The sequence below is a fragment of the Streptomyces sp. NBC_01264 genome, assembly GCF_026340675.1.
Lineage (GTDB): Bacteria > Actinomycetota > Actinomycetes > Streptomycetales > Streptomycetaceae > Streptomyces.
On the sequence record NZ_JAPEOX010000002.1, the window covers coordinates 1176941 to 1200362 of the forward strand.

Below are 23422 nucleotides of genomic sequence, written 5' to 3' on the forward strand. Positions count from 1 at the left end.
CGCCGGCCCGAGCACCGCCGGCCCGAGCACCGCCGGTCCCAGCACCGCCGGCCCGCGGGGACCCCGTCCCGATGCCTCGGGGAATCCTGATGCCCCCCACGCGTTGAACCCTGTGTGATCCGCACCCTCTCGATACTCGACCGGTCCCGCACCCGCGCGGGGCACCCCGCCGCCCAGGCCCTGCGCGACACCGTGGAGCTCGCGCGCACCGCCGAGCGGCTCGGATACCGCAGGTTCTGGGTCTCCGAGCACCACAGCGTGCCCGGGGTCGCCGGTTCCGCGCCCACGGTGCTCGCCGCGGCCGTGGCCGGGGCGACCGCCCGGATCCGCGTCGGCACGGGCGGTGTGATGCTGCCCAACCACCAGCCGCTGGTCGTCGCGGAGCAGTTCGGGGTGCTGGAGTCGCTGTTCCCCGGCCGGATCGACATGGGGCTCGGCCGCTCGGTCGGCTTCACTGGCGGGATCCGCCGCGCGCTCGGCCGGGACACCGCCGACGCCGACCGGTTCGAGGAGCAGCTCGCGGAGCTGCTGGGCTGGCTCGACGGCTCCCAGCGGGCGCACCCCGAGGTGCACGCCCGCCCGGCGGAGGGGATGCGGATCCCGGCGTACGTGCTGGCCACCGGCGAGGGAGCGGGGATCGCGGCCCGCGCCGGCCTGCCCCTGGTCGTCGGGGACCTGCGCAACCGGGCCCGGGTCGCGGAGATCGTCACGGCCTACCGCGCGGAGTTCCGGCCCTCCTCCTGGGGTGCGCGGCCGTACGTCGTGGCTTCCGGGACGGTCGCGGTGGCTGCCTCCGCGGAGGCAGCCCGGCGGATCCTGGTGCCCGAGGCCTGGGCGGTCGCGTACTCCCGCACCCAGGGCACTTTCCCGCCGCTCCGCCCGGCCGAGGAGATCGAGGCGCTCCCCATGAGCCCCAAGGAGCGGGAGCTGTACGAGAGCGCCCTCGCCGGGCACATCCACGGCACGGAGGAGCAGGTCGCGGCGGAACTGTCCGAGGTGGCGGAGCTGACCGGGGCGGACGAGCTGCTGGCCACCACGTCCACGTACGACCGGACGGCGCTGCTGGACTCCTTCGGACGGCTCGCCCGGCTCACGGGCCTCACGGAGCACCGGGACGGGCACGCGGAGGGGCGCGCGGACGGCGATGCGGACACCGCCGGGCAGCCCGCGGGCGTCGGACACTAAGACCGACCGGCAAATGGATCACTTGAGGCGTCGGGTGGTGGGGCGGTCGGCCCAGCGGTAGCGGCTCGTTGCTCGACGGATGAGCATGCGGAGCGTGACGAGGGCGGCGGCCAGGTACAGGTAGAAGTCCACGATGCTGCCGCTCTTCTCTGTGCAGCGCCGCAGCTTGCCGTAGTCGTTCATCCACGAGTGCGTGCGCTCGACCACCCAGCGCTTGCCGGCTTGGATCGGGGCTGGCACGCCCTTACGCGCGATCTCGGCCGTGAATCCCAACTCGGCTATAAGCGCACGGGACGTGGTGCTGTCGTAGCCGCGGTCGAGGTTGACGTTGACCGCCGTCGGCATTGCGCCGACCTGTGCCTTCGCCGCCTCCAGGGTGGGGCCCAGCAGGGGTGAGTCGTGCCGGTTCGCGCCGGCGGAGACGATTCCGATCGGGACACCGCAGGCGTCGGAGGCGACCGAGCGTTTCAGTCCTTGCTTGCCCCGGTCGACCGGGGAGCGTCCCGCCTTCTCACCGCCGGACGGGGCCTTGGTGATGCAGCCGTCCACCGAGATCTCGCCCAGCCCGAGACCGATCATCCGGTCGTGCGCCTCGAGAGCCAGTGCGTGGACCTTCTCGGATATCCCCAGTTCAGACCACTCCTTGACGCGGCGTCTGATGGTGCGGTCGGAGCATCCGGGGGTGGAGATGCGCTCGTAGCCTGAGCCGTGGACCAGCGCGAGCACGACGTGCTCGAAGACCGTCCGGTCAGCGATCCGGCGGCGGTGGCAGCCCAGCGGGTGGTCCGCAGCGAACTCTCGCCGGGCGGGCAGGAGGGCGGAGAACTGGTCCCAGAGGGGTTCGAGCAGGCAAGATGGCAGCGCGGGCACGGCCGTCCTTCGTGATCACTGAGCGTAGAGAACTCCATGATCACGTGGACCCGTGCCCGCACTGCATCCACCGCGCTCGATCACTCGACAGAGGCTGCCTATTGCCGGTCGGTCTAAACTAGGACGAATGCACCAGCCCGTCGCGCCCGCCCCGCACGCCACCACCCCGCACGCCCACGATCCCTACGTCCGCGTCCGCGGAGCCCGGGAGCACAATCTGCGCGGGGTCGACGTGGACGTTCCGCGGGACGCGCTGACGGTGTTCACCGGGGTCTCCGGCTCCGGGAAGAGCTCGCTGGCCTTCGGCACGCTCTTCGCCGAGGCGCAGCGCCGGTACTTCAAGTCCGTGGCCCCGTACGCCCGCCGGCTGATCCACCAGATCGGCGCGCCGAAGGTCGACTCCGTCACCGGGCTCCCGCCGGCCGTCTCGCTGGAGCAGCGGCGCTCCTCCCCCGGGTCCCGGTCCTCGGTCGGGACGGTGACCATGCTGTCCAACTCGCTGCGGATGCTGTACTCGCGGGCGGGCTCCTACCCGCCGGGCGCCGACCGCCTGGACTCCGACGCCTTCTCCCCCAACACCGCCGCCGGGGCCTGCCCTTCCTGTCACGGGCTCGGCCGCGTGCACGGCACGAGCGAGGAACTGCTGGTGCCCGACGCCGGGCTGTCGATCCGTCAGGATGCCATTGCCGCCTGGCCGGGCGCCTGGCAGGGCAAGAACCTGCGCGACATCCTGGAGGCCCTCGGCCACGACGTGGACGCGCCCTGGCGGGAGCTCCCGACGGCCGACCGCGAGTGGATCCTGTTCACCGAGGAGCAGCCGGTGGTGACGGTGCATCCGGTGCGCGAGGCCGACCGGATCCAACGGCCCTACCAGGGCACGTACATGAGCGCCCACCGGTACGTGATGCGGACCTTCTCCGACAGCAAGAGCCTCACCCTGCGGGCCCGCGCCGAGAAGTTCCTGAACGATGCGCCGTGCCCGGTGTGCGAGGGCAGGCGGCTGCGCCCGGAGGCCCTGGCCGTGACCTTCGCGGGCCGCACGATCGCGGAGCTGGCGGCGCTGGCGCTGACGGAGCTGGACGGGGTACTGGCCACCGCTCGCGGCGGCGGCGAGGCCTCCCGGGTGCTCACGGAGGACCTGCGCTCCCGGATCGGCCCGGTCACCGAGCTGGGGCTGGGTTACCTGAGCCTGGACCGCGGCGCCCCGACCCTGTCGGCGGGAGAGCTGCAACGGCTGCGGCTGGCCACGCAGTTGCGCTCGGGGCTGTTCGGGGTGGTGTACGTACTGGACGAGCCGTCGGCGGGGCTGCACCCGGCCGACACGGAGGCGCTGCTCGAGGTCCTGGACCGGCTCAAGGAGGCCGGGAACACGGTGTTCGTGGTGGAGCACGACCTGGCCGTCGTACGGCACGCGGACTGGCTGGTGGACGTGGGCCCGCTGGCCGGGGAGCACGGCGGACAGGTGCTGCACAGCGGACCCCCGGAAGCCCTGGCCGCGGTGGCGGACTCGGCGACGGCCCGGTACCTGTTCGGGACCGGGCCGACGGACGAGCGGCGCCCGGGGGCTCCGCGGGCGGCGACCGGGGCCGTCCGGCTCAGCGGTGTCGACCGGCACAACCTGCGGGACGTGGAGGCGGAGTTCCCGCTCGGGGTGTTCACGGCGGTGACCGGGGTGTCGGGGTCCGGGAAGTCCACGCTCGTCGGCCAGGCGCTCGCCCAGGAGGTCCACGAGCGGCTGGCGGAGCCGGAGTTCCCGGTGAAGCGGCTGGTGGAGGTGGACCAGAAACCGATCGGCCGGACCCCGCGCTCCAACCTGGCCACGTACACGGGGCTGTTCGACGTGATCCGCCGGCTCTTCACCGCGGCGCCTGAAGCGAAGGCGCGGGGCTGGAAGGCGGGCCGCTTCTCCTTCAACGTGCCGGGCGGACGGTGCGAGTCCTGCCAGGGCGAGGGCTTCGTCTCGGTGGAACTGCTGTTCCTGCCCAGTACGTACGCCCCGTGCCCGGAGTGCGCGGGTGCCCGGTACAATTCCGAGACCCTGGAGGTCCGTTACTCGGGGCTGAACATCGCCGAGGTGCTCGCTCTGACCGTGGAGTCTGCGGCCTCCTTCTTCGCCGGGGTCCCGGCGGCCGCCCGCAGCCTCGGCGCCCTGTCGGACATCGGCCTGGGGTACCTGCGGCTCGGGCAGCCCGCCACGGAACTCTCGGGCGGCGAGGCGCAGCGCATCAAGCTGGCCACGGAACTCCAGCGGGTGCGCCGCGACCACACCCTGTACCTGCTGGACGAGCCGACGACCGGTCTCCATCCGGCCGATGTCACGGTGCTGCTGCGGCAGTTGCACGGCCTGGTGGACGCCGGGCATTCGGTGGTGGTCGTGGAGCACGACATGGCGGTCGTGGCGGGCGCCGACTGGGTCATCGACCTGGGCCCGGGCGGCGGCGCGGACGGCGGCCGGGTGGTGGCGGCGGGCACCCCGGCCGAGGTGGCCCGCGCCGAGGGCAGCCGTACGGCTCCTTATCTGGCGCGGGCCCTCGCGGCGGGCGGCTGATCGGCGGGAGCGGGTCGTCACGCGACCGGGGCTCGGGGCTTCACACGTCCGGGGGCGCGGCTCGTCACGCGTCCGGGGACTTGGCGAAGTCTCCGTAGCCCTGCCAGTCGAGGACGACGCACTGTTCGTCGCCGAGTACCCAGGCGTCGTGGCCGGGGTCGATCTGGATGAAGTCCCCGGACTGCGCCTCGATGCTGTCGCCGTCGTCCATGACGATCTTCATCCGGCCGCTGATGATGTAGGCCACGTGCGCGGCCTCACAACTGTCGGTCCCCGCGATGGGCTTGATGTGCTGCGACCACTGCCATCCGGGCTCGAACACGGCCCGGCCGATCTGTCCGTGGTCGGTGTCGAGCAGGTCGAGCCTGCCCTTGCCGTCTTCGAAGCGACGGGTCTCGTCCGCGGAATCGAAGCCCCTTCGCACGATTCCAGTCATGATCGTCGACCTCCCGGCGCACCACTGCCCCGAGTCCACTTCTCAGCGTACGCCCGTACCCGGCGGTCCTCGCGGCTACGCGTCGCCCTGGAGCAGGTGCTGCGGAAGCTCGCGGAAGCTCCAGACGCCCTGTCTGCGGGCGAGCATCCACACCAGGTCGTAGCGGTCGGGCCAGGCGGCCGGAAGCCCCAGTACGTCCTGCGCTCCGAGGCCCTGGATCAGGCGGGGCATCCCCTGGTGCTCCCAGCAGACCAGGACGGGCATCCGCGCCGCCAGCACCGCCCTGGCCAGGGCGGGCTCGGCTCCGACCGCGAACTCCGCGCGGACGGGCGTACCCAGCGCGGTGGCGAGCGGTTCGACCGTCTGGCGGCACCGCGCGGGCGCCCCGGCCTTGCCGCCGGCCGCGAAGACGGCCCCGGGCCGGGGCAGGGCGGCGCCCTTGGCCGGCGGGAAGAGGGCGGTCAGCTCCTGGGCGCGGCGCAGGCCCCGGACGGCGAGGGAGCCGGGGGTCTCGTTGCCCTCGTCGTCCTCGCCGGCGTCTCCGGCGTACGGCTTCTCCGCGTGCCGGATGATCATGACCAGCGCGTCCTTGGCGGCCTCGGGGCCGGGCTGCGACGTCGGGGGCCGCTCCTCCCCGGCGCAGCCGGCCGCCGCCAGCGGGGCGAGCGCGGCGGCCAGCACGGTACGGCGGCGCGGGCCGGACCCGGCATCGGCTTGAGGCATACGCCCACTGTCACCCATGCCCGCGGAGGCGCCCGGTCACGGCGCGACCGGAGCCGCTCCGATCATCCGATCGGCGGACGCGCCGCGCCCGTACGGGGTCCACCCACGAGGTCCGGGGGCCGGGGACCCGTAGGTCCGCGTGTCAGCGCGGTCCTCGGCGGACGGCCCGCAGCCACTCCTTGTTCATGGCGGCGATCGACGGCAGCGGGATCCCCTTGGGGCAGGCGGTGGCGCACTCCCCGGTCAGGGTGCATCCTCCGAAGCCCTCGGCGTCCATGGTGGCCACCATGTCCAGGACCCGGGTCTCGCGCTCCGGCGAACCCTGCGGGAGCACGTTGAGGTGGTTGACCTTGGCGGAGGTGAAGAGCATCGCGGAGCCGTTGGGGCAGGCCGCCACGCACGCCCCGCAGCCGATGCACTCGGCGTGCTCGAAGGCGTAGTCGGCGTCGGGCTTGGGGACGGCCGTGGCGTGTGCCTCGGGTGCGGAGCCGGTGGGGGCGGTGATGTAGCCGCCGGCCTGGATGACCCGGTCGAGGGCCCCCCGGTCGACGACCAGGTCCTTGACCACGGGGAAGGCCGAGGCCCGCCAGGGTTCGACGTCGATGGTGTCGCCGTCGTCGAAGGAGCGCATGTGGAGCTGGCAGGTCGTGGTGCGCTCCGGCCCGTGCGCGTCGCCGTTGATGACGAGGCTGCACGCGCCGCAGATGCCTTCGCGGCAGTCGTGGTCGAAGGCGACCGGGTCCTCTCCGCTCAGGATGAGGTCCTCGTTGAGGGTGTCGAGCATTTCGAGGAAGGACATGCCCTCCGAGATGCCGTCGACCTCGTACGAGGCCATCGCGCCGGGGGCGTCGGCGTTCTTCTGGCGCCAGACGCGCAGGGTGAGCTTCATGCGTAGCTCCGCTGGGTGGGGTGGACGTACTCGAAGACGAGGTCTTCCTTGTGCAGGACGGGCGCGGCGCCGGTCCCGGTGTACTGCCAGGCGGCCGCGTACCCGAACTCCTCGTCGCGGCGGGCGGCTTCGCCGTCCGGGGTCTGGGACTCCTCCCGGAAGTGGCCGCCGCAGGATTCGGCGCGGTGGAGGGCGTCGAGGCACATCAGCTCGGCGAGTTCCAGGTAGTCGACGACGCGGTTGGCCTTCTCCAGCGACTGGTTGAACTCCTCGCCGCTGCCGGGCACCTTGATCCGCCGCCAGAACTCCGCGCGGATCTCCGGGATCCGGGCGAGGGCCTTGCGCAGGCCCTCGTCGGTCCGGGCCATCCCGCAGTACTCCCACATCAGTTCGCCGATCTCCCGGTGGAAGGAGTCGGGCGTGCGGTCCCCGTCGACGGCGAGCAGCTTGGCGAGGCAGTCGCGGGTCTCGCGGACGGCGGCCGCGGCCTCGGGGTGGCTGTCGTCGACCTGCTCGTGGTGCGGGTGGCGGGCCAGGTAGTCGTTGATGGTGGAGGGGAGCACGAAGTAGCCGTCGCCGAGGCCCTGCATGAGGGCGGAGGCGCCGAGGCGGTTGGCGCCGTGGTCGGAGAAGTTGGCCTCGCCGATCGCGAACAGGCCGGGGACGGTGGTCTGGAGGTCGTAGTCGACCCACAGTCCGCCCATCGTGTAGTGCACGGCGGGATAGATCCGCATGGGGACCTCGTACGGGTCCTCCGCGGTGATCCGCTCGTACATGTCGAAGAGGTTGCCGTACTTCTCGGCGACCTTCTCCTTGCCCATGCGGCGGATGGCGTCGGCGAAGTCGAGGTAGACGCCCTGGCCGCCGGGGCCCACGCCGCGCCCCTCGTCGCAGACGTTCTTGGCGGCTCGGGAGGCGATGTCGCGGGGCACGAGGTTGCCGAAGGAGGGGTAGATCCGCTCCAGGTAGTAGTCGCGTTCGGCTTCCGGGATGTCGGCGGCGGGCCGGGCGTCGCCCTTGGCCTTGGGGACCCAGATGCGGCCGTCGTTGCGCAGGGACTCGCTCATCAGCGTGAGCTTGGACTGGTGGTCGCCGGTGCGCGGGATGCAGGTGGGGTGGATCTGGGTGAAGCAGGGGTTGGCGAAGTACGCGCCGCGCCGGTGCGCGCGCCATACGGCGGTCGCGTTGGAGTTCATGGCGTTGGTGGAGAGGTAGAAGACGTTGCCGTAGCCACCGCTCGCGAGGACGACCGCGTCCGCGTAGTAGGTGTCGATCTTGCCGGTGACCAGGTCCCGGGCGACGATCCCGCGGGCCACGCCGTCGACGGTGATCAGGTCCAGCATCTCGGTGCGTGCGTGCATCTCGACGTTGCCGGCGGCGATCTGCCGCGAGAGCGCCTGGTAGGCGCCGAGCAGGAGCTGCTGGCCGGTCTGGCCGCGGGCGTAGAAGGTGCGGGAGACCTGGACTCCGCCGAAGGAACGGGTGTCGAGGAGACCGCCGTACTCGCGGGCGAACGGGACGCCCTGGGCCACGCACTGGTCGATGATCTCGACCGAGATCTGGGCGAGGCGGTGGACGTTGGACTCGCGGGCGCGGAAGTCTCCGCCCTTGACGGTGTCGTAGAAGAGGCGGTGCACGGAGTCGCCGTCGTTGCGGTAGTTCTTGGCCGCGTTGATGCCGCCCTGGGCGGCGATGGAGTGGGCCCGGCGCGGGGAGTCGGAGAAGCAGAACTGGACGACGTGGTAGCCCTGTTCGGCGAGGGTGGCACCGGCCGCGCCACCGGCCAGGCCGGTGCCGACGACGATGACCGTGTGCCCGCGCCGATTGGCCGGGTTGACCAGCTTGGCCTCGAAGCGGCGGCGGTCCCAGCGCTCGGCGATGGGGCCTTCGGGGGCCTTGGCGTCGGCGATCGGGGCGCCGGTGGTGTAGTCGGCGTAGTCGTTGCTCATGTCAGCTCACCACTCCGGTCATGACGGCGACGGGCACGGACACGAAGCCCGCGAAGAGGACGAGGGCGAGGGCGTTGGCCAGGAACTTCAGCGTCCTGTCCCGCCGGGCGTTGCCCGCGCCGAGGGTCTGGGCGGCGCTCCAGAAGCCGTGGCGGACGTGCAGTCCGAGGGCGGCCATCGCCACGAGGTAGATGGTGTTGCCGTACCAGGTGGAGAAGGTGGCGAGGACGTTCTCGTACGGGTGCCCGGCCCAGGCCCGCTCGTTCACGGTGAGCGTGGTGAGGTCGAGCAGGTGCCAGACGATGAAGAGGGCGAGGATGATGCCGCCCCAGCGCATGGTGCGGGTGGCATAGCTCGCGCGGCGGCGCTTGTGGGCGTACTTCACCGGGCGCGCCTTGATGTCGCGGCGGCTGAGCTGGTAGGCGCAGACCCCGTGCGCGACGACGGCCGCGACCAGCGCGACCCGGACGATCCACAGGGCCCACTCGTGGTGCAGGAAGGGCGAGCCGAGGGTGCGCAGCCAGTGGGCGTAGCCGTTGAACTCGTCCGCCCCGAAGAAGATCTTGAGGTTGCCGAGCATGTGCACGACGAGGTAGCCGAGCATGATCAGGCCGGAGACGGCCATCACGGACTTCTTGCCGACGGAGGAGTCCCAGAGCGTGCGCGTGGTGGACGGCCGTCGATCCGTCCGCGTTGCCAGAGCCATGACATTGACCGTAAGGACGAAGGTCCCGAAAGGTCCAAGACATGACAGAGCTGAAGTCGATAGGTTCTGCCTATGCAGGCGCTAGCCTGGGGTGATGCAGTTCCAGCAGCTGGTCTACTTCGTCGCCGTCGCCGAGACCCGGCACTTCACCCGCGCGGCCGAGCGCGAGCACGTGGCTCAGCCCTCACTGTCGCAGCAGATCAAGGCGCTCGAACGCGAACTGGGCGCCGAGCTCTTCAGCCGGGCGCGCGGGAACATCACGCTCACCGATGCCGGCGAGACCCTGCTGCCGCTGGCCCGGCGGATCCTCGCGGACGCCGACACGGCCCGGCTGGAGGTGCAGGAACTGGCGCAGCTCCGGCGCGGCCGGATCCGCCTGGGGGCCACCCCGAGCCTGTGCACCGGCCTTCTGCCGGGCGTGCTCCGCGCCTTCCACACCGCCCATCCGGGGATCGAGCTGCTGATCGAGGAGAGCGGTTCGCTGGACCTCGTACGGGAGCTCGCGCGCGGGTCCCTGGACCTCGCGCTGATCGCCCTGCCGCTGCCCCCCTCGGCGCCGGCGCTGACCACGATGGAACTGCTGACGGAGGACCTGGTGGTGGTCTCCTCGGCGGCCCTCCCCCCTCCGGCGGGCGGCGGCCCGCTCACGGTGGCCGCGCTGCGCGACGAACCGATGGTGATGTTCCGGCACGGCTACGACCTGCGGGACCTGACCGTGGCGGCCTGCCGTGCGGAGGGCTTCGAGCCGGCGTTCACGGTGGAGGGCGGCGAGATGGACGCCGTACTGGGCTTCGTCCGCGCGGGGCTCGGCATCGCGGTGGTCCCGGCGATGGTGGTCGGCCACGCGGGCTCCGGACTCCGCTCGACCCCCCTGACGGGCTCCCCCCTGCGCCGCACGATCGCCCTGGCCCACCGCACGGACGTGGCACCCCCGCGCGCGGCGCGCGAGCTGAAACGCATCTTGCTGGGCTGAGGGGCCTCGGGGGGCCGAACTAGAGCTAGGGGGCGAGCCAGGGCTCCGGTTCGAGCTCAGGCTCGGTCTCGGCTGCCGCGGGCACGACCGTGGCCGTCCATGAACCCGGCTCCGACTGCGGGTCCCAGACCACCACGACCTCTCGCCCGTGGAAGTCCCGGGCGAGCCCCTGCACCATCTCGGCGGCAGCCCGCTGCGCCTCTTCCAGGGCCGCGCCGGCAAGCGCGTCGGGAAGCCCGCCGCGCAACATCCCGCCGTTCCCGGTGACCACCCCGGTCCGCCAGCCGTTCATCCCCACGCCGCCCCGGCCGGCCATGAGGACCAGGCCGGTGGGCAGTCCGAAGGAGGGCTGCCGCTTCTTCACCTTCCGGTTCGTTCGAGCCATGACGTCAGGAACGCCGGGCGGGCAGCGCCCGGTCGAGGCCGTCGGACAGGAGGGCGAAGGCGCGCTCCGCGTCCGCCACGGCGGCCGGGTGTGCCTCGTCGGCGCTCCGGCCGGCGTCGATGCGGCGCCAGTTCTCCCGGCCCAGCTCCTGACGGGCCGCCACCAGGTATCCGGCCGACAGGCGTGCGGTGAGCGGGTCGACCGCTTCGGCTTCGAGCACGGCGGCGAGCAACTCCACCTCGCGGCCGGTGTAGTGGGCCAGCCGGGATTCCAGACTGGCGGTGCTGTAGAGCAGCCGCTCGAAGGCGAGCACGTTCGGGTGGTCGCAGAGGCCGGTGATCGGGTCGCGCTCGGCGAGCGCCGCCAGGAAGTGGGCGCGCACGGCCGCCACCGGGGTCTGACCCGCGGCCCGGTCGCGCACGACGCGCGCCGCCTCGTCCTGATGGTCGGCGAAGCGGTCGAGGACCAGGTCCTCCTTGCTGGGGAAATAGCGGAACAGCGTGGGCTTGGAGACCTCGGCGGCGGCTGCGATGTCCGCCACCGAGACGGCGTCGAAGCCCCGCTCCAGGAAGAGTTCCAGCGCCGTGGCCGCCAGCTGGCGACGCGTACGGAGCTTCTTGTTCTCGCGCAGACCCGGGGTGTTCTCCATGGAGGAAAGAATAACACGAATGAGTGACTCAGTTACTTTCGTAACCGGGTTGCATTTTCTGTCGGGACGCGCTTTCCTTGAGGCATCGACACGAGGACGACAAGGGGACATCCGATGACGACCGACACGAAGCGAGGGGCGGGCCCGGGCCGACGGGCGGAAGCACCGGACGTGCTGATCGTGGGAGCCGGCCCGACCGGGCTGACGCTGGCCTGCGACCTGGCCCGGCAGGGCATCGCGGTGCGGGTCCTGGAGAGGCGGACCGCGCCGCACCGCGAATCGCGCGGCAAGGGGCTCCAGGCCGGCAGCTTCGACGTCTTCGAGGACCTCGGCGTGGCCGAGGCCGTGAAGGCCCGAGGTAGCGAAGGGGTCGTGCTGCGCAAGTACTTCGACGGGGAGCACATCAAGGACACCGCCGTCGACGGAGGCCTGCTGATCGGGCAGTGGCAGGTCGAGGAGGTACTGCGCGACCGGCTGGCCGAGCTGGGCGTGCGCGTCGAGTACGGGTCCCGGCTCACCGGGATCGCCCAGGACGCGGCCGGCGTCCGGGCGGATCTGGAGGACGGCACCGTGATCCGGGCCGGCTACCTGGCGGGATGCGACGGCGGGCACAGCACCACCCGCGGGCTCCTCGGCATCCCCTTCGAGGGGAGCGGGGAGGAGGAACCGGCGATGGTCCTCGGGGACGTCAGGGCCCCGGGCCTCAGCCGGGAGTTCTGGCACCAGTGGTTCAGCTCGGAGGGCGGCGGGATCCTGCTCTGCCCGATGCCGGGGACGGACACGTTCCAACTGCAGGCCCCGCCCGAGAGCGACGAACGGGGCGAGTCACTGCCGCCCTCGCTGGAAAGCTTCCAGCGGCTCTTCGACCGGCATGCGCGGATGTCGGGGATCCGGCTGGCCGAGCCCACCTGGCTCTCCTCCTGGCGGGTCAACGTCCGCATGGCCACCCGGATACGAGAGGGCCGGGCCTTCCTCGCGGGGGACGCGGCGCACGTGCACCCCATAGCGGGCGGGCTGGGCATGAACACCGGCATCCAGGACGCCGCCGCCCTCGGCCGGTCGCTGACCGCCGCCCTCTCCGGGTCGGCCGGGGAGGAAGCGCTCGACGCGTACCAGGCGGAGCGGCTGCCGGTGGCAGCCGACCTCCTGGCCGACACGGCACAGCGGTACGAGCGCGTGGTGGCGGCCGTCCGCGAGCCGGGACGGGGCACGGAGGCGGGCCTGGAGTGACAGCCCGCGCCCGAGCCCCGCACGACAGGGTGAGCCGATCTTCAACACAGCTCACGGCCCTGCCCTACTGCCGCGTCAACGGGTGGCAACGGCCAGGCTGACCACGTAGCGCTCCTCGACCGTCCCGCCCGGGAAGACTCCGGTCAGCAGCTCGCGCTCCGCGGCCAGGAACGTCTCGGTGGCGTTCTTGCCGAGGACGAGGAAGTCGGAGTAGCTGGCGAGATTCGCGAGATGCGTTTCGAGTGGAACGCTCCTCGTCCAGGAGACCTGCCGGGTGACGAAGTCCAGTTGGGGCGGCAGGCCGCGGAATCGGGCCATGGGGTCGGGTTCGCTGTCCTCGGCGCCGAAGAGGCGGCGCAGGCGGGCGTCCTGGTCGGCGATCCAGCCGACCGTGCCGTCCGAGTCGTTCCACCAGAGGGCGAGCGCGCCGCCGAGGCGCAGTACGCGGAGGGCTTCCGGAACGGACTCGACCGGGTCGGTCCAGTGCCAGGCCTGGGCATAGGTGAGGAAGTCGACGGACTCGGAGGCCAGCGGCAGATGGTTGCCGTCACCGAGCACGACCGGAACCTCGGGCAGCCTGAGGCGGAACTGGGAAGCCATCCCAGGGCCGGGCTCGACCGCGACGACGTGGGCGCCGCGGGCATGGAGGAGAGCGGTCGCCAGTCCCGTCCCGGCGCCGATGTCCGCGATGCGGGCGCCCTTCAAGGGGCGGGCCGCGAGTTCCTCGACCGCATCGAGCAGAGCGGGCGGATACGAGGGACGGTTCGCCGCATAGTCGGCGGCAGCCTTGTCGAAGGACCGGGCCTGCGAAGTGATCGTCATTCGACCATCCTCGACGGCCCCGGGCCCTGACACGCCACATTTTGACGCCGTTTCCCCGACAGGCAGATACGGAGAGGACGCCAACCACCGGACATGACCGGGCCGAGCTGACGACGAAGGCGTACGCCGACGGCGTCGCGCTGTAACTGCGGTGGTGCGGCGCAACAGGCTGGCCGCGGGCCGGGACCTGGGCCTGTTCATCGTCTGGCTGAAGTACACGCCAGCTCCCCCGGGGCGGGGTAAGAGCGGGTGCGAGTGGACGCCCACCGGCAGGGCCTCAGCCCGCCTCTCCCTGCTGTTCACATGAACGGCGGGTCGACCGGCGGCCACGGGTAGCCGAGTTGTTCGGCATCATGCGAACCTCCCCATACCTCGGCGATGGCACGGGGATCGCCTGCGGTCAACTGCGCCGCTAGGCGCTCGGCCTGGTCCGACGGGGCGTCCGCGGAGATCGGGAGGTTCATCCCGAACTGGATCCAGGGCAGATCCGTATCGGGCCCGTTAGGGGGGTGCATCAGGATGACCTGGATGTGGTCGGGTTGCTTGCGGGAGGCCCAGACGTATTGCAGTTCGCACTCCCACCGGAGAAGCCAGTCCTCGCGTCCCCTCAGCCCCGCCTCGAGCAGCCGCGCAACTGCTCCTGACGGCCACTCCCAACTGCGGTCCTCTCCGGCTCGTAGGACTTCGGCCTCGTACTGAGCTGCGGTGAACCGAAGCTCCGGCAGGGCGATGTCCTGGTTGGCCAGGTCGCGCCAGCCCGCCCAGACAACATGATCCCCCTCACGCACGACCGTCATGTACAGGGCACCACAACACACCTCCACGCCGCACCCGGACCAGGCGAGACGGGCTTCGTGGGGTGTCGTGGTGGCGTGCAACGGCCCGTCCCGGTCCAACAGATACCGGGGGCCCACCCCCCAGTACCGGGAGCCTCCCATGCCGCCAGGGAGCACGTCAGCCAGAAGATCCCGGCCATGGACCATCGGGCGCACCTTCACGCCGCCCTCGTCGGGCGGTGGGCACAGGACGCTCAGGCTGAGAAGATCCGGTCGCACGATCATCGGCTCATGGTCGTGGAACCGGCCACAGGTGTCATGTGAATTCGTGTGGCCCCTACCCCGGTCGGTAGTTCGGGCTGCTGAGAGGTACGCCGGCCCACCGGCCGCCTTCGGAACGTCGGGGTGACCGCCTGCCCCGTCCAAGTCAGGGCGTCCAGAGCTTGCAGCAGCAGACGCTTCGTGGTGGCACCCCCGGTGTTGACCGCACCCTAGTCGGCTCGCCTGTCCGAACCCGCCTGGACCCCACCGCACGTCGCACCGCAGGGTCTCCACCGGAGAACCCGCTCTGTCCGCAGCGCGTATCGCAGCCGTAGCGCCGGCCGGGGGTGGCCGGTACGGGGCGGGGTCAGAGGGTGGGGACCGCGTCCGACAGGGACAGGGTGTGGATGCGGTCGGCGGCGCCCGGGCGGGCGTAGTACCAGCCCTGGGCCGTGTCGCAGCCGAGGGCTCGGAGCTGGGCGGCCTGGGCGCCGGTCTCCACGCCCTCGACGGTGACGGCGAGTTCGAGGCTGTGGGCCAGCGCGACGATGCCCTCCACGATCTTGACGTCGACCGGGTTGGCCGGGTGCTGCTGCATGCCCTTGGTGAAGGAGCGGTCCAGCTTCAGCACGCTGACGGGCAGGCGGCGCAGGTTGGCCAGGTTCGAGTAACCGGTTCCGAAGTCGTCGAGGGCGATGTCCACGCCCAGGGCGGCGAGTCGGCGCAGCGGTTCGAGGAGTTCGTCGTCGGCGCCGATCAGGGCCGACTCGGTGACCTCCAGGCACAGCGTGCCCGGGGACAGGCCCGAGGACTCCAGGACGCGGATCGTGTCGGCGACCAGGCCGGGGTGGTGCAGCTGGGTCGGTGACAGGTTGACGTTGATCCGCAGGGTGGCGCCGCCCTGCTGGTGCTGCCAGGCGCGGGCCTGGCGCACGGACTCCTCCAGGACCCAGCGGCCGAGCGGCACGATCAGCCCGGTGCGTTCGGCGAGGGGGATGAACCGGTCCGGGCCGAGCACCCCGTGCTGCGGGTGCGACCAGCGCACCAGCGCCTCGGCGCCGTGCACGCTGCCGTCGTGCATGTGGACCAGCGGCTGGTACTCGATGAAGAACTCGCCGCGTTCCAGCGCTGCCGGGAGGGCGTTGGTCAGCCCGTGCCGGGTGATGGCGCGCGCGTCGGCGGCGGCGTCGGCGAACTCGAACCGGTTGCCGCCCGCCGCCTTGGCCCGGTACATGGTGATGTCGGCGCTGCGCAGGACCTCCGCGGGGGTGCGCTCGCGGGCCGGGCCCTCGACGATGCCGATGCTGCCCCGGACCGTCAGCTCGCGGCCCTCCAGCCGGATCGGGACGGACAGCGCGGAGAGGATCCGGACCGCGAGTTCGGTGGCCTTCTCCTCGGTGTCGGGGCCGGTGGTCAGCGCCACGAACTCGTCACCGCCGAGCCGGGCGACCACCTCGCCCGGACCGGTCGCACAGCTCTGCAGGCGGTCGGCGACCTCCACCAGCAGCCGGTCGCCGGCCGAGTGGCCGAGGCTGTCGTTGACGGCCTTGAAGCCGTCGAGATCGAGGTAGCACAGGCCGAAGCGGGATCCGCCGGCTCCGCCCAGGGCCTTCTCCAGGCGTTCGAAGAAGAGCGTCCGGTTGGGCAGGCCGGTCAGGGCGTCGTGGGTGGCCTCGTAGCGCAGGCGCAGGTTGAGCAGCCGGCGCTCGGTGGTGTCCTCCATCAGGGCCAGCTGGTACTGCGGCACTCCCTCGGCGTCGCGCAGCAGCGAAACCGTCAGGTTGGTCCACAGCACGGTCCCGTCGTGCCGGTAATACGGCTTCTCGACGCGGTAGCTGTCCCGTTCGCCGCGCACGAGCTCCCCGTACATCCGCCATACGTGCGGGGTGTCGTCGGGATGGCTCCACTCGCTGACGTTGCGGCCGCGGACGTGCCCGTCCATGCCGCCGAACATCTGCAGCAGCGCGTCGTTGATCTCCAGGACGTTGCCGTCCAGATCGGCGATGCCGATTCCGATGGCCGCTCCCTCGAAGACCGCCCGGAAGCGGGCCTCGCTGGCGTGCAGCGCCTGCTGGGCGTCGGCGCGGGCGGTCAGGGCGGAGCGGGCGATGGCCTCCTGCTCCTTGAGGGTGCGCTCCCGCAGGGCGCGGGCGAACCCGGCCGCGATGCCGTGCTGGAGCCGGGCGCAGCGGGACCGGTACTCCTCGGTCCCCTCGACGCTCTCGGCGTCGGGGCCGTCCGGACCGCAGTACAGCACCAGGTAGGACTCGACGACGCCGAGCGTGCCGGCCAGGGCCTCCGGGTCGGTGCAGTGGACCGCGACGAGCTCCTCCCCGACCCGCTGGCCGACGGAGGAGTCGAAGGGGCGGGCCCGCAGGGCCTCGACGAGGGTGCGGGTGAGCGGTACGAGGTGGCGTTCGAACTCGGCGCGGGTGAGCGAGGTCGCGGTGACCGGGAAGATCGCTCTTCCCCAGATGGTCGCGAACCGCCCGATCCGGTCCTCCAGACCGCCCTGCGGCGCGGCCGGGTCGTCCGCCGTCTGCGTCGGCAGTCTCACGCCTTGCGTCCCACGCCCGCGAATCCCGAGAAGGCGTAGGGGTCCTCGTCCGCGGACCCGCCCTCCTGCCCGGTCGTGTCGGGCCGCCAGTTGGGCATGGACACCAGCCCGGGCTCGATCAGGCCGAAGCCGTCGAAGAAGGTCCGGATCTGCTCCGCGTTCCGCATGACGAGCGGGTTGCGGATCTCGCGGTAGACGTCGACGGTGCCGCTCGCGACCTCCTCCGAGAGCGGGATCCCCTCGTACGAGGCGTGCGTGAGGATCAGCAGGCTGCCGGGGGCCAGCGCGTCGCGCAGTTGGGCGACGGCGGCGTAGGGCTCGTCCGTGTCCTCCAGGAAGTGCAGGACGGCGACCAGCAGCAGGGTGACCGGGCGGCTCAGGTCGAGCCCCTGCGCGACCTCGGGGGCGGCCAGGATGTCCTGCGGCTTGCGCAGGTCGGCGGCGACGACCCCGGTCCGCTCGGTGCCGGCCAGGACGGCCTGGCTGTGCGCGACGGCCACCGGGTCGTGGTCGACGTAGACCACGCGCGCCTCGGGGCTGGCGGCCTGGGCGATCTCGTGGACGTTGCCGAAGGTGGGGATGCCGGAGCCGATGTCGAGGAACTGGGTCACGCCCTCGGCGACGGCGTGGCGGACGGCCCGGCGCATGAATGCCCGGTTCGCCTGCATGATCTTGGGGAGGCCCGGCATGAATTCCATGGCCCGACGGGCTGCCTGCCTGTCGACCTCGAAATTGTGGGAGCCGCCCAGGTAGTAATCGTAGATGCGGGACACGCTCGGCACCGATATGTCGATGCCTGGCGGGGCCCAGGCGGGGCGCTCCATCGAGGTCTCCAAGCCTTGGTCCTGCAGCAGTCCGGAGGGATCGGACTCCTGTCCGAGCCGAATGTACTGATCATTGCCCAACGGAGCGAGCGAAAGCGGAAATTGGCGATCCGTTCTTCGTCACACGTCAAAGGCCGGACGATCAGCCTCCGCGGAATGATCGAAACCGACAAATACCTTTTGAGAAAAGGTCGGTGAACGATCGGAGGCGACGCGAATCTGGCTCAAACCTCCGTAGCCAAAGCCTCACCCGTTCAGGCGAACCAGCAGCAACCTTCCCGCGCGCGAGCGCGCGCGACCCCATGCTCCCCGGGTGAAAAGAGCCTCTTCCAGGCGCCTGCTGGCAGTCCCGGTCCTCCTGTGGGCTGCCCTGTCCGCGACACCGGCCATGGCCGATAGCAGCGCATACGCGACGATCGACCCCGGCGACGGGACGGCCGCCGTCAGGCAGGCCTTATCCGCCCTGGGTGGCGCGACCGGGGGCGTCCGAGGTGGCGGACGTCACGGTGAGCGGGCCGACCAGGGCCGCCGGGGCGACCACGGCAACCGGGGCAACCAGGACGACCGGGGTGATCGCGGCAACCGGGGTGATCGCGGCAACCGGGGCGGACCCGGTCAAGGCCGCGACCAAGGCCACGGTCAAGGCCCCGGCGGACACGGCGGTGGCCACGGCGGCGGACCCGGTGGTGGCCACGGCGGCGGACCCGGTGGTGGGCACGGCGGTGGGCACGGCCACGGCGGTGGGCACGGCGGCCACCACCACCCGCCCTGCCCTCCACCGCCACCTCCCCCGCCCTGCCCGCCCAAGCCCACACCACCGCCGCCTCCCCCGCCCCACCCGAAGCCCACGCCCGTCCCGACCCCGCCACCACCGCCCCCGCCCCCGCCCGCTCCGAAGCCGGTGCCCGAACCCCCCGCACCGGCCCCGCCCCCCGCACGCCCGGCTCCCGCACCCCCGGCCGCCAAGCCGGCCCCGAAGCCTGTTCCGAAGCCGGCCCCGAAGCCGGTTCCGGAACCCGTCGCAGAGCCACCGGCCCCGCCCCCGGTGATCCCCGCGGCCGCGCCCAAGAAGGCGATCGCGCGCCCCGCGTACCACGCGGCGGCCCGCAAGCCGGTCGAGCGCCACATCTCACCGGTGACCTTCACCTTGATGACCGCGGCCCCCGCGGTGCTCGCGATCGTCGCGCTGCGCCCGCGGTAGAGCCGCCGCATTCCACCCCCGTAATCGATTGGGAGTCATCTTGTCGGAATGGCTCGTCCTGTCCCTCGCGATGGCCGCCGCGTGTGCCGTGGTGCTGTCCATCGCCTTCTTCAACCAGCGCCGGATCGGCGAGGACGACGATCCCAGCGAGACCCCGGACGTCATCGAGTACATGACGATGATGATCGGCGTGATCTACGCGATCGTGCTGGGCCTGGCCATCGCCGGTGTCTGGGAGGGCCGCGGGGCCGCCCAGGAATACGTGCGCCAGGAATCGCAGGCCCTGCACGAGATCAGCGTCCGCTCCGAGGTCTACCCGGCGGACGTGCGCAAGAAGATCAGGTCCGACGTGGACGCCTACGTGACCTACGTCGTCGACACCGAATGGAAGGAGATGGCCGAGAACGGCGAGCTGACGGACCGCAGCGGGGAGCTGCTGGAACGCATCCGCCGCGATGTGACGGACTACGAACCGCAGACGGACCACGAGGGCCAGGCGTACCAGCCGCTCGTGGACCAGGTCGCCGTGGTCGACGACGCGCGCAACGCGCGCGGCCAGAGCGCCGGGGCCACGATGCCCGGGGTGGTCTGGTTCGGCCTGATCGCCGGGGCCCTGGTGACGGTCGGGCTGATCTTCACCCTGCAGATCAGGCGCTCGTTCCGGGAACTGCTGCTGGCCGGACTGTTCAGCGCGCTGATCGCGTTCCTGCTGTTCCTCATCTGGGACTTCGACGCACCCTTCGGACGGGGCATCGCCGCCACCGCCGAGCCGTTCCTCTCCCAGTTCCCGCATCTGGGCCTGGGCGACTGAGACCACGTCGCCCCTGCCGGGCCCGGGAAACCGATGACCGGTAACCCTCTACCCCTCCAACCCGACAGCCCGCCAAAACCGGGGACGGGTCTCCCGTCCCCGGTTCGGCCTACAGCCATGCCCCATTCGCCCGTTCCTGATCGCGGGTCACCGCGCCCGGACCTAGCGTGGCGGACATCGAGGCGCACGACCCCCCCACGTGCGGAAACCGTTCCGCGGCTGCTCCTCGGGGATCCGGAGAATCTTCCATGGGCGCGATACCCACCTCCCCCACAGCCCTGTTGGGCGCCGCCGCGGCGGGCGCCCTCCTCCTCTGTGGCGCAGTCGCCGCCCCCGCCGCGCATGCGGCCGAGGCCGCGCCGATCACCCCGTTCAGTTTCACCATCACCCCCTCGACGGTCGCCCCCGGCGGCAAGGTGGAGCTGTCCGTCACCGGCTGCAACGCCGCCTTCGCCACCGTCTCCTCCGGCATCTTCAACACCGTGAGCATCGACCGGGGCAAGACCGCACAGGTCACCGTGGACCTGGACGCGCGGCGCGGAGCCCAGTACTCCGTCTCCTTCACCTGCGCCGGCAAGACCGGCTCGGCCGATCTCACCATCACCGGCGGCACGAGCAGGCCCACGACCAGTTCCACCGTCGCCCCCCCTAAGACCCCGACCGCGAGCGCGGACGCCAGTAGGAGTACGGGCACCGGTACGGGCGCCTCGCGCCCCGCCACCCTGGGCGTACGCGGCGGCCTCGGCGGCAGCATCGCCAGGCTCGATCCCCTGCAACTCGGCGCCGGCGCGGGGCTCGTCCTCGGCGGGCTGGTCGGTCTCGGTTACGCCCTGCGCCGCCGGGACATCCGCCGCATCCACTGACCGCGCGCCACCACGGGCCGCCCCCACCCGGCCCGTCGGAACCGCATCTCCCCCCGGAACGCCTGCGCCGCATCTCCCCCGGAACGCCGGTCGCCCCGTGTCCTGGCCAGGACACGGGGCGACCGGCGGTTGTCCGGGCCGACCGGGGAGGTCGGCCGGTCAGGCCCGGCCGCGGATCGGGCGCCGGCGGCGCATCACGTGGGCACCGGCACCGAGGGCCGCCGCACCGACGAGACTCGCGCCGATGGCGGTCTCGGCGGTGGACGGGCCGATGGAACCGCCGAGGCCGCCCTGTGCGCCGCGGCCTTCGAGGATCGTGAAGCGGTACGTGGCGACCAGGCTGTTGTCGTGGCACTTGACCGACAGCGTTTGGAGGCCCGGCGAGGCGTGGTTGAAGATCCGGACCGTCGCGAAACCGACGGAACCCGCCGACAGCTCGGTCTGCGGAAAGTTGCCGTGCGAGAAGACGATCCCGCCCAACTGGCAACCGGCCGCGCTAACCTGCATCGTCGAGCCCTGGTGCACGGAGTCCGTGCTGACCGTGAGATGGCGGGGCCCGCCGTTTCCTCCCGAGGGCGGACCGCCCGCAGGGTTCGCGGAGGCGAATGGGGCACTGAGGGCGATGGCGGCGCAAGTGGCCGCCGCGGTCACGGTAAGAGCGCGGAGAACACGCATGGTGGAACCTCCAGCGGGAAGCGCCCCGGAACGGTGGCCCGGGCAGATCGACGAGAACGCCTCCCACCACGAACCCTCGGCTCGAACCGCAACCAGCGCATTTCCGCCTTTGGGCCGCAAGGTTGAGCGACACGCCGATGCGCGGACGCGCATCCTGACGGATCCGCAGGTCACGACCCGTCAGGCATTTATGTGACGATTACCTGGATGGGCGCACCCCTTCCGGCCCCACCACCCGTTCGCCCTTCCCCGTTCGCCGTCCCGCACGCACCGCCTTAGCGTGCGTGAAGTAGGGCGTATAGGGGTGGGACAGGAACGCGGGTCGGGACCCCCGCGTCGGGAAGGGAGAACCATGCTCGAGGACGAGAGTGAGAGGCCACCGAGGAGGCGCTCCCCCTGGGGTGCGATCGCGCTGGTCATGCTCACCGGCCTCGCCATGATGCGCAACGGAGCCGAGGCCGGCGACGGACCCCCGCAGCCGGCCGCGGCCGCCGCGGTCAGTGCACCGGCCGGGGCGGCGGTCGGGCAACCGGCCGACCAGGCACCCGCCGAGCTGCCCGCTCCGGCGCCGGATGTGGAGGTGCTGGACCACTCGTCGGTCCAGCGCATCCGGATCCCGTCGATCAGCGTGGACGCGCCGGTGATGACGGTCGGGCTGGACGCGCAGGGCTGGATCGACGCGCCGCCCCCGCAGGACAAGAACCTGGCCGGCTGGTACCTCAACGGCATCTCGCCGGGTCAGCGGGGTTCGGCGGTGATCGTGGGCCACGTGGACAACGCGCAGGGCCCCGCGGTCTTCTACGGGCTGGGATCGGTCCAGAAGGGCGGCCGCATCGAGGTGTCGCGCTACGACGGCCGCACGGCGGTGTTCGAGGTGTACGGAGTGGAGGTGTTCTCCAAGAACACCTTCCCCGGATCCCGGGTCTACGGGGACACCGGACAGGCCGAGCTCCGGGTGATCACCTGCGGTGGCGGCTACGCGAAGGGGCGCGGCTACGACGGCAACGTCGTCGTGTTCGCGCGGATGGTGGAGGCCCGCTGACCGACCCGCGCGGCGGCGGCGGACGGCGCCGCCGCCGTGCGGGGGTTCGGCCCCCGGCGGGGTGAGGACCTCAGCGTGGCGGCAGCTCGGGCAGCGTCATCCGGAATCCCCGTCCGAGCAGTTGCGGCAGGTAGCTCGCCAGCGCTTGCACGCTCTGCGAGCGGTTGCCGCCCGCGTCGTGGTTCAGCACGATCACCCCGGGCGCGGCCTGCTTGAGGACCCGCGACACGATCACGGTGGTGCCCGGCTCCATCCAGTCCAGGGTGTCCACGGTCCAGGCGAGCGGCTCCATGCCGAGCTCCGCGCCGATCTCGAAGGCGGCCCGGTTCCAGGCTCCGTAGGGCGCCCGGAACCACAGCGGAGCCGTGCCGACGGCCTGTTGTACGACCTCGCTCGTGCGGCCGATCTCGGAGGCCATCGCCGGCCTGCTGATCGTGGTGAGCTGTGGGTGGGTCCAGGTGTGATTGCCGATGACGTGTCCTTCGGCCACCATCCTGCGCAGCAGGTCCTGGTTGTCCACGGCCCTCTCCCCGCAGACGAAGAACATGGCGCGGACGCCGTGGCGCGCGAGCGTGTCCAGGATGCCCGGGGTGTAGTGGGGGTCGGGGCCGTCGTCGAAGGTGAGGGTCATGGCGCTCGCCGACCCACTTCCTCGTTGGGCACCGGCGGGCAGTTCCAGGATCGGCCGGGTCCGTACGGCGGGCTTCGCCGCGGGGACGCGCTCCGGGACCCCTTCGGAGGTCATCGGTTCGAGCCGGTACGGGGATCCGCGCGGGAACTGCGGCAGCCCGGCGGGGGCTCCGGTGAGGGGGCCGGGCCCCGCGGCCCCGCCGGGCGGTCCCGCCGCGGGGGTGCCCGTACCTCCGGCGCCCGGTGTCGGCAGATCGGTCTCGCCGTCCGTGAGCAGCCCTGCGGCGGCGGCGACTCCGAGGAAGACGGCGGAGCGCAGGAGCACGCGTCGCCCTACTGTCGGCTCGTCATTTTTCATTACTACTACGTATCAACGACATCGCCGCAGATGTCGAGAGGCGCGGACGCGCCTCCGCT

At 71.9% G+C, this 23422-nt stretch carries 23 protein-coding genes; 8 read left to right on the forward strand and 15 right to left on the reverse strand.

What is annotated here, in order from left to right:
- Positions 1–114: 114 nt before the first annotated feature.
- Complete coding sequence (locus OG435_RS38290; RefSeq protein WP_266884302.1) at positions 115–1185, forward strand: MsnO8 family LLM class oxidoreductase; 1071 nt, start codon at positions 115–117, stop codon at positions 1183–1185.
- A gap of 18 nt (positions 1186–1203) precedes the next feature.
- On the opposite strand, the gene OG435_RS38295 is transcribed toward OG435_RS38290, so the two are convergent.
- Positions 1204–2055 carry an IS5 family transposase gene (locus OG435_RS38295; protein ID WP_266875534.1) on the reverse strand — a complete coding sequence of 284 codons (852 nt, stop codon included), beginning with the start codon at positions 2053–2055 and terminating at the stop codon, positions 1204–1206.
- Positions 2056–2182: 127 nt separating this feature from the next.
- Between OG435_RS38295 and OG435_RS38300 the strand changes: the two genes are divergently transcribed.
- Complete coding sequence (locus OG435_RS38300; RefSeq protein ID WP_266884304.1) at positions 2183–4603, forward strand: excinuclease ABC subunit UvrA; 2421 nt, start codon at positions 2183–2185, stop codon at positions 4601–4603.
- Positions 4604–4667: 64 nt separating this feature from the next.
- Here OG435_RS38300 and OG435_RS38305 read toward each other — a convergent pair whose 3' ends face one another.
- The 5 genes from OG435_RS38305 to OG435_RS38325 all read right to left on the reverse strand — a co-directional run bounded on the left by OG435_RS38305 (position 4668) and on the right by OG435_RS38325 (position 9306).
- Positions 4668–5039 (reverse strand): cupin domain-containing protein, encoded by a 372-nt coding sequence (locus OG435_RS38305; protein WP_266884306.1) that lies wholly within the window; start codon positions 5037–5039, stop codon positions 4668–4670.
- A gap of 75 nt (positions 5040–5114) precedes the next feature.
- Complete coding sequence (locus tag OG435_RS38310) at positions 5115–5762, reverse strand: hypothetical protein (protein WP_266884308.1); 648 nt, start codon at positions 5760–5762, stop codon at positions 5115–5117.
- 142 nt (positions 5763–5904) lie between these two features.
- Positions 5905–6651 carry a succinate dehydrogenase/fumarate reductase iron-sulfur subunit gene (locus OG435_RS38315; RefSeq protein WP_254380746.1) on the reverse strand — a complete coding sequence of 249 codons (747 nt, stop codon included), beginning with the start codon at positions 6649–6651 and terminating at the stop codon, positions 5905–5907.
- Entirely contained in the window at positions 6648–8600 is a 1953-nt protein-coding gene (locus OG435_RS38320; protein ID WP_266884311.1) for a fumarate reductase/succinate dehydrogenase flavoprotein subunit, read from the reverse strand. Before OG435_RS38320 ends, OG435_RS38315 begins: the two co-directional genes overlap by 4 nt.
- 1 nt (position 8601) lies before the next feature.
- Entirely contained in the window at positions 8602–9306 is a 705-nt protein-coding gene (locus tag OG435_RS38325; protein WP_266884313.1) for a succinate dehydrogenase, read from the reverse strand.
- A gap of 94 nt (positions 9307–9400) precedes the next feature.
- Here OG435_RS38325 and OG435_RS38330 point away from each other — a divergent pair, with 94 nt between their 5' ends.
- Entirely contained in the window at positions 9401–10279 is an 879-nt protein-coding gene (locus tag OG435_RS38330; protein ID WP_266884315.1) for a LysR family transcriptional regulator, read from the forward strand.
- A 25-nt stretch (positions 10280–10304) separates the two neighbouring features.
- Here the strand turns inward: OG435_RS38330 and OG435_RS38335 are convergent, their stop codons facing one another.
- Positions 10305–10664, reverse strand: a complete 360-nt coding sequence (locus tag OG435_RS38335; RefSeq protein ID WP_266884317.1) for a hypothetical protein — start codon at positions 10662–10664, stop codon at positions 10305–10307.
- Positions 10665–10668: 4 nt separating this feature from the next.
- Entirely contained in the window at positions 10669–11313 is a 645-nt protein-coding gene (locus tag OG435_RS38340; protein ID WP_266884319.1) for a TetR family transcriptional regulator, read from the reverse strand.
- 114 nt (positions 11314–11427) lie between these two features.
- On the opposite strand from OG435_RS38340, the gene OG435_RS38345 reads away from it, so the two are divergent.
- A complete protein-coding gene (locus OG435_RS38345; RefSeq protein ID WP_266884321.1) occupies positions 11428–12543 on the forward strand; it encodes an FAD-dependent oxidoreductase in 1116 nt (371 codons plus the stop codon).
- A 75-nt stretch (positions 12544–12618) separates the two neighbouring features.
- On the opposite strand, the gene OG435_RS38350 is transcribed toward OG435_RS38345, so the two are convergent.
- From OG435_RS38350 to OG435_RS38370, 5 genes are all read right to left on the reverse strand, one after another.
- The gene (locus OG435_RS38350; RefSeq protein WP_266884323.1) at positions 12619–13365 is read right to left on the reverse strand and encodes a class I SAM-dependent methyltransferase; all 747 of its coding nucleotides are present in this window, start codon (positions 13363–13365) and stop codon (positions 12619–12621) included.
- Positions 13366–13664: 299 nt separating this feature from the next.
- The gene (locus OG435_RS38355) at positions 13665–14426 is read right to left on the reverse strand and encodes a hypothetical protein (protein WP_266884325.1); all 762 of its coding nucleotides are present in this window, start codon (positions 14424–14426) and stop codon (positions 13665–13667) included.
- A 343-nt stretch (positions 14427–14769) separates the two neighbouring features.
- On the reverse strand, positions 14770–16959 hold the full coding sequence (locus OG435_RS38360) for a putative bifunctional diguanylate cyclase/phosphodiesterase (protein WP_266884327.1): 2190 nt from the start codon (positions 16957–16959) through the stop codon (positions 14770–14772).
- The gene (locus OG435_RS38365) at positions 16956–17783 is read right to left on the reverse strand and encodes an SAM-dependent methyltransferase (protein WP_266886454.1); all 828 of its coding nucleotides are present in this window, start codon (positions 17781–17783) and stop codon (positions 16956–16958) included. The genes OG435_RS38360 and OG435_RS38365 overlap by 4 nt, the downstream gene beginning before the upstream one ends.
- 454 nt (positions 17784–18237) lie before the next feature.
- The gene (locus tag OG435_RS38370; protein ID WP_266884329.1) at positions 18238–18531 is read right to left on the reverse strand and encodes a hypothetical protein; all 294 of its coding nucleotides are present in this window, start codon (positions 18529–18531) and stop codon (positions 18238–18240) included.
- A gap of 297 nt (positions 18532–18828) precedes the next feature.
- Between OG435_RS38370 and OG435_RS38375 the strand changes: the two genes are divergently transcribed.
- The 3 genes from OG435_RS38375 (at position 18829) to OG435_RS38385 (ending at position 20658) form a co-directional block, all read left to right on the forward strand.
- Complete coding sequence (locus tag OG435_RS38375; RefSeq protein ID WP_266884331.1) at positions 18829–18984, forward strand: hypothetical protein; 156 nt, start codon at positions 18829–18831, stop codon at positions 18982–18984.
- 40 nt (positions 18985–19024) lie between these two features.
- A complete protein-coding gene (locus tag OG435_RS38380) occupies positions 19025–19795 on the forward strand; it encodes a DUF4239 domain-containing protein (protein ID WP_250741860.1) in 771 nt (256 codons plus the stop codon).
- A 248-nt stretch (positions 19796–20043) separates the two neighbouring features.
- The gene (locus tag OG435_RS38385) at positions 20044–20658 is read left to right on the forward strand and encodes a hypothetical protein (protein WP_266884334.1); all 615 of its coding nucleotides are present in this window, start codon (positions 20044–20046) and stop codon (positions 20656–20658) included.
- A gap of 159 nt (positions 20659–20817) precedes the next feature.
- On the opposite strand, the gene OG435_RS38390 is transcribed toward OG435_RS38385, so the two are convergent.
- Positions 20818–21165 carry a hypothetical protein gene (locus OG435_RS38390; protein WP_323187990.1) on the reverse strand — a complete coding sequence of 116 codons (348 nt, stop codon included), beginning with the start codon at positions 21163–21165 and terminating at the stop codon, positions 20818–20820.
- 520 nt (positions 21166–21685) lie between these two features.
- Between OG435_RS38390 and OG435_RS38395 the strand changes: the two genes are divergently transcribed.
- Positions 21686–22375, forward strand: a complete 690-nt coding sequence (locus tag OG435_RS38395) for a class F sortase (protein ID WP_266884338.1) — start codon at positions 21686–21688, stop codon at positions 22373–22375.
- 70 nt (positions 22376–22445) lie between these two features.
- On the opposite strand, the gene OG435_RS38400 is transcribed toward OG435_RS38395, so the two are convergent.
- Positions 22446–23363: a polysaccharide deacetylase family protein gene (locus OG435_RS38400; RefSeq protein ID WP_266884340.1), complete on the reverse strand. Its 918-nt coding sequence runs from the start codon at positions 23361–23363 to the stop codon at positions 22446–22448.
- Positions 23364–23422 lie beyond the last annotated feature (59 nt).

Coding starts and splice junctions, on each gene's coding strand:
- OG435_RS38350 (WP_266884323.1), bottom strand. CDS start 13,365: ATGACGATCACTTCGCAGGCCCGGTCCTTCGACAAGGCTGCCGCCGAC.
- OG435_RS38325 (WP_266884313.1), bottom strand. CDS start 9,306: ATGGCTCTGGCAACGCGGACGGATCGACGGCCGTCCACCACGCGCACG.
- OG435_RS38390 (WP_323187990.1), bottom strand. CDS start 21,165: ATGCAGGTTAGCGCGGCCGGTTGCCAGTTGGGCGGGATCGTCTTCTCG.
- OG435_RS38320 (WP_266884311.1), bottom strand. CDS start 8,600: ATGAGCAACGACTACGCCGACTACACCACCGGCGCCCCGATCGCCGAC.
- OG435_RS38335 (WP_266884317.1), bottom strand. CDS start 10,664: ATGGCTCGAACGAACCGGAAGGTGAAGAAGCGGCAGCCCTCCTTCGGA.
- OG435_RS38305 (WP_266884306.1), bottom strand. CDS start 5,039: ATGACTGGAATCGTGCGAAGGGGCTTCGATTCCGCGGACGAGACCCGT.
- OG435_RS38365 (WP_266886454.1), bottom strand. CDS start 17,783: ATGGAGCGCCCCGCCTGGGCCCCGCCAGGCATCGACATATCGGTGCCG.
- OG435_RS38385 (WP_266884334.1), top strand. CDS start 20,044: ATGGGCGCGATACCCACCTCCCCCACAGCCCTGTTGGGCGCCGCCGCG.
- OG435_RS38355 (WP_266884325.1), bottom strand. CDS start 14,426: ATGATCGTGCGACCGGATCTTCTCAGCCTGAGCGTCCTGTGCCCACCG.
- OG435_RS38340 (WP_266884319.1), bottom strand. CDS start 11,313: ATGGAGAACACCCCGGGTCTGCGCGAGAACAAGAAGCTCCGTACGCGT.
- OG435_RS38300 (WP_266884304.1), top strand. CDS start 2,183: ATGCACCAGCCCGTCGCGCCCGCCCCGCACGCCACCACCCCGCACGCC.
- OG435_RS38315 (WP_254380746.1), bottom strand. CDS start 6,651: ATGAAGCTCACCCTGCGCGTCTGGCGCCAGAAGAACGCCGACGCCCCC.
- OG435_RS38345 (WP_266884321.1), top strand. CDS start 11,428: ATGACGACCGACACGAAGCGAGGGGCGGGCCCGGGCCGACGGGCGGAA.
- OG435_RS38310 (WP_266884308.1), bottom strand. CDS start 5,762: ATGCCTCAAGCCGATGCCGGGTCCGGCCCGCGCCGCCGTACCGTGCTG.
- OG435_RS38400 (WP_266884340.1), bottom strand. CDS start 23,363: ATGAAAAATGACGAGCCGACAGTAGGGCGACGCGTGCTCCTGCGCTCC.
- OG435_RS38330 (WP_266884315.1), top strand. CDS start 9,401: ATGCAGTTCCAGCAGCTGGTCTACTTCGTCGCCGTCGCCGAGACCCGG.
- OG435_RS38395 (WP_266884338.1), top strand. CDS start 21,686: ATGCTCGAGGACGAGAGTGAGAGGCCACCGAGGAGGCGCTCCCCCTGG.